Source organism: Wenyingzhuangia sp. (assembly GCF_039768515.1).
GTDB lineage: Bacteria > Bacteroidota > Bacteroidia > Flavobacteriales > Flavobacteriaceae > Wenyingzhuangia.
Window position 1 is genome coordinate 1 of sequence record NZ_JBDNAI010000109.1, and the last position, 4,185, is coordinate 4,185.

General features: G+C 35.1%; 5 protein-coding genes and 1 pseudogene. 3 read left to right on the forward strand and 3 right to left on the reverse strand.

Annotated elements, in window-relative coordinates; all coding sequences use genetic code 11:
* Nucleotides 1–504: M28 family peptidase (locus ABF281_RS07180; protein ID WP_347180999.1), on the forward strand; the 504-nt coding region annotated here is incomplete at its 5' end.
* A 93-nt stretch (nucleotides 505–597) separates the two neighbouring features.
* On the opposite strand, the gene ABF281_RS07185 is transcribed toward ABF281_RS07180, so the two are convergent.
* The 3 genes from ABF281_RS07185 to ABF281_RS07195 all read right to left on the reverse strand — a co-directional run bounded on the left by ABF281_RS07185 (nucleotide 598) and on the right by ABF281_RS07195 (nucleotide 3,351).
* Nucleotides 598–1,056: a cold shock domain-containing protein gene (locus tag ABF281_RS07185; protein WP_347181000.1), complete on the reverse strand. Its 459-nt coding sequence runs from the start codon at nucleotides 1,054–1,056 to the stop codon at nucleotides 598–600.
* 102 nt (nucleotides 1,057–1,158) lie between these two features.
* A complete protein-coding gene (locus tag ABF281_RS07190; RefSeq protein ID WP_347181001.1) occupies nucleotides 1,159–2,628 on the reverse strand; it encodes a M14 family zinc carboxypeptidase in 1,470 nt (489 codons plus the stop codon).
* Nucleotides 2,629–2,688: 60 nt separating this feature from the next.
* Nucleotides 2,689–3,351 carry a peptidoglycan recognition family protein gene (locus ABF281_RS07195; protein ID WP_347181002.1) on the reverse strand — a complete coding sequence of 221 codons (663 nt, stop codon included), beginning with the start codon at nucleotides 3,349–3,351 and terminating at the stop codon, nucleotides 2,689–2,691.
* A 112-nt stretch (nucleotides 3,352–3,463) separates the two neighbouring features.
* Between ABF281_RS07195 and ABF281_RS07200 the strand changes: the two genes are divergently transcribed.
* Together ABF281_RS07200 and ABF281_RS07205 are read left to right on the forward strand one after the other, a co-directional pair.
* Complete coding sequence (locus ABF281_RS07200; RefSeq protein ID WP_347181003.1) at nucleotides 3,464–3,868, forward strand: DUF2452 domain-containing protein; 405 nt, start codon at nucleotides 3,464–3,466, stop codon at nucleotides 3,866–3,868.
* 42 nt (nucleotides 3,869–3,910) lie between these two features.
* Nucleotides 3,911–4,185: pseudogene (locus ABF281_RS07205) on the forward strand (serine hydrolase); the annotation flags it as partial.

Sequence of the window (4,185 nt, forward strand, 5' to 3'; positions counted from 1 at the left end):
AATGGTTCTAGAGCTTTTGTTGAAGATCATCCAGAGATTGTTTCACAAGTACAAGCTGTTTTTAATCAGGACAATGGTACAGGAAGGGTGGTAAATATTTCTGGTCAAGGTTTTCTTCATGCCTATGATTATATAGGCAGGTGGCTTCATGAAGTTCCCCAAGATATTACAAAACACATTGATACTAATTTTCCTGGTACTCCAGGAGGAGGAGGCTCTGATTACGCTTCTTTTGTGGCTGCAGGTGCACCAGCATTCAGCTTAAGCTCCCTTAGCTGGTCCTATTGGAATTATACTTGGCATACCAATAGAGATACTTATGACAAAATTGTTTTTGACGATGTTAGAAACAATGCAATTCTAACAGCTATACTAGCTTATATGGCTTCTGAGGACAACGAAAAGACTTCTCGAGAAAAAATAGTATTGCCCATAAGTAAAAGAACAGGTAAACAAATGGAGTGGCCTGCTACAAGATCTCCAAATAGAAAAGGTGGCATGTAATTAAGTATCATTATTATATATAAAAAGTCCTGTAAATAAAGTTTACAGGACTTTTTAATATTTAAATAAAATCTTTAAGACAGATTAATCTATTTATTGCTTTTGAACTTTAACAGCATTCATTCCTTTTTGACCACGCTCTAATTCAAAGCTAACTTTATCATTTTCCATGATCTCGTCAATTAAACCACTTACATGAACAAAGTGCTTTTCTTGAGAAACGGCATCTATAATAAAACCAAAACCTTTAGATGTGTCAAAGAAAGAAACTTTTCCAGTTCTTAATGGATCTTCCTCTTCTTCATCCCTATCTTCTTTTTTAGGAATTCCAATAACAATTGACTCAGCGTCTACCTTAACTTTTAAACTAGGATCTGGAGGGGTGTCTGTAAAATGACCATTCTCATCTACATAAACCAACATGTCTTCTAAACTATTAGGCTTCTCAGCATTGGCTTTTCGTTCCAATTTCTTCTTTAGTTTGTCGTCACGTTTTTTTAAACGTTTCTTCTCTTTCTCTTTTTTGTTAAAGGTTTCTTGCGCTCTCGCCATTTCGATTGATAAGTTTTAAGAACCAAATGAATAAAGGTCCAATAGGTTACAAATATACGTCAGTTCTCTCATATTTTATCTAAAAATGCGTAATAATATCCATTACCTCAAGAAAATAGCATTTCTAAAATGGCTGGACTCCTTTTGCAAATCAATGAGATATCCATTTACTACCGCATGACTAATCACCCCATTTTTTGACAGTAAAAAACTCGGGTTTAAGCCTACATACAGTCTAAAGTCAGGTAGCATAAATTTTTTACTGACCACTTGCATGGGAAAATTAAATCCATTGTCTTCCATGGTTAGTGCGCCAAGCCAATATACATAGCCTTTTTTCAGTAATTCATACGCCTTTTCTTTTGTTGGGAGTACGCCATCTTTTGGATGGTATATTTTCCCTGGAATAATTTTATACCCATTGGCAGGAAATGTTTTGTAACCATAATAGGTAGATAAGTCGCCCAAATCCATAATTTGAGCCTTGGTATAGAAATTAGAATGAGAGGCGTTGTCTACCTCTAAATAATGAACTCCAATATCTAAGGTATAGGTGTTTCCTAACAATTCATACTGAACATCTTCTATTTTAAGATCAAATAATTTTCGGTCATTTTGAGGAATTTTCTCATAGTCAGCCAAATCAATTTTTTTATATGATTTTGTAGCTATACTATAAAGAGCTGCTAAAATAGAGACGTAATTCAATTGTCTTATTTTTTGTTTCTCTGCATCGTTTAAAAAACCACCAGACTCAATTAAGATAGCAGAAGTACCCCATTTTTGAATGTTATCTCCAAATGCTCTGGGCTCAAAATCATCATTGTAACGCCCCACCTGACCTGGTGCAAAACCTTGAACCAATGCATTCATGAGCACAATTACTTTCATGGCGTTCCCCCTGACCTCATTAATATCTTTCTCATAATTATAAGCAGGCGCCAAGTAAGACAGGGTCGCTGGTTTATCAGTCCTTTCTGCATTGTAATACTTACTTTGGTCGTGTAAGTTAAACCCAAAATCTGCTTCTAAACTATCTCTAACCCTTTTCAAAGTTCGCCCTTCGGGCGATGCCAAGTCCAATGCATCTCTGTTAATATCTATCCCTAAGGCATTCCTTCTGGTAAAAACTTCAGCACCATCTGGATTAAGCATAGGTAAAAAATGAAACCTCAATTTCTTTAAAAGTAATTTTTGGGCGTTGTTTTTTTGCTCTGATGAAAAGTAATTTAATATGTCAAAAATTGCTTGGGTGGCTGTAGGCTCATCTCCATGCATTTGAGACCAGAGAAAAACATCGGTGTCTCCACTTCCTAAGCTCAATAAAGATAGGCTTCTTCCCTCTATGGACTCCCCTACTTTAGTGACTGTTATTCCAGCTTGATTTTTGTATTTTTCGATAAGAGGTTGAAGGTCTTTATGTTTAATCCTTCTTTTATTTAAGGAAGTTTCTTTAAAGTTTTCATACTGTGATACCAAATCATTGACCAATTGGTCTTGTGCCAAGGCTGTCATAGAAACAAAAAGTAACAATAAGGGAATAAAAAAAGCTGATCTGTTGGGTGAACTCATGGATAAATAGTTTGGATGCTGTTTTGTACTAAGTATTGATCTGTTGTATTCAATAAATAATTATGGAACAAGAGAAGGATTGGTCTTAAACTTTAACTTTGCCGTAGCCCTTCTGATTTTTGCCATAAAGGCTTCTCCAGGGTCGGTTTTCTGTGTTCTATACCCCTCGTCTACTTCCTTCCAAAGGGGATGTTTTTCAAATAGAGTATATTCATAATGACCTATAAGATAGTTAATTGCATACTTTGTTTTCAAGTATTTAATTAATTTTATATTAGATTTTAATTGCGCTTTTGTCAGTGGTGTTTCTTTTGTGCCCCCAACATTTTCAATACCTATAGCGGCATGGTTTAACCCTATAACATGTCTGGCCATGTGGTTTTCTGGCATAAGTCTATAAATAGTGCCATCTAGATCTACTAGAAATTGAGCAGACACATTTAGGGCACTTTGATTCACTAGTTCCGGCCTCCAATTGGGAAGAGATTCATTGTAAAATGCATCGAATGATTTTTCAAGCGTTGGAATTGCTGTCCAATGCACCACAATCATTTTGGGGTTTATTTGAATATTTTCCTGTGCTATACCATACCTATTCTCTAAGTATTCCCTAGTAAGTTTTTTTCGTTGTTCTTTAAAAACTATGGGTTTGTCTACAATTGGAACTGTTATGGCACAAGAATTTAAAAAAAGTAATCCAATAAAACATAGTAATAACCGCATGCGAATTGTTTTTATGTTATAAAGCTACAAATATTTGATATGATATAAGATCTATTTGAATATTCCCTTAAGACTTTATAATTGACTTGACTTATTGTACTTTTGTAGGGCTATGAAAGAATCAAAAAAACCAGATGCTGTTGTTTATGATAAGGACAAACAGCAATACAACGCCCATATATTACCCTATGCTACGGGTGTTGGTGCTCCACAGATTACTGCACCAGATGTAAGCAGTTGGAAAAATACGCAAGTCCAAACAGTCAATCATGAGTTTAAAGCCCAGTTTAACGCTTTAAAGGAGCAGTACGCTCAAATGATGGATTCCTATGACTTTAACAAGAGAATTTACAGTTCAAAATTTAGTTTTGAGCCCATCATAGGAGAAACTTACTTCCTTTATTCAGACAAGCAAGGCAATGATTTTTTATCGCTAATCCCTCCTACCCAATGCCGCTTTGAGTACTTGGCAACTTGTACTATTGGTCCTGATAAAATTTGGATAAAAAGAGATTAGTCTAAGCTATTTCACTATTTTAGAGTATTAAATATTACTGAGATGAAATGGTTTAAAAGGATTGCTGGAATTTTATTTTTATTGGTTGTTATCGCTATTGGTTTTAATTATCCCAAACTAACACTCATTTCAGGCTACAGTTCAAAGTATATAGCCAGTTCAGCTTTTATCTCAGGCCATTCTAAAAGCTATATCGAGGCAAATGACAACAATATCCCCAACATTAAATTGGCTACAAATGAGTTGGATTATCCAATGAAAATAGCATCGGCGCGCGTTTTTGGTTTACAAAAACGCGAAGCCATATACAAAGAAGG

Coding starts and splice junctions, on each gene's coding strand:
- ABF281_RS07185 (WP_347181000.1), bottom strand. CDS start 1,056: ATGGCGAGAGCGCAAGAAACCTTTAACAAAAAAGAGAAAGAGAAGAAA.
- ABF281_RS07190 (WP_347181001.1), bottom strand. CDS start 2,628: ATGAGTTCACCCAACAGATCAGCTTTTTTTATTCCCTTATTGTTACTT.
- ABF281_RS07195 (WP_347181002.1), bottom strand. CDS start 3,351: ATGCGGTTATTACTATGTTTTATTGGATTACTTTTTTTAAATTCTTGT.
- ABF281_RS07200 (WP_347181003.1), top strand. CDS start 3,464: ATGAAAGAATCAAAAAAACCAGATGCTGTTGTTTATGATAAGGACAAA.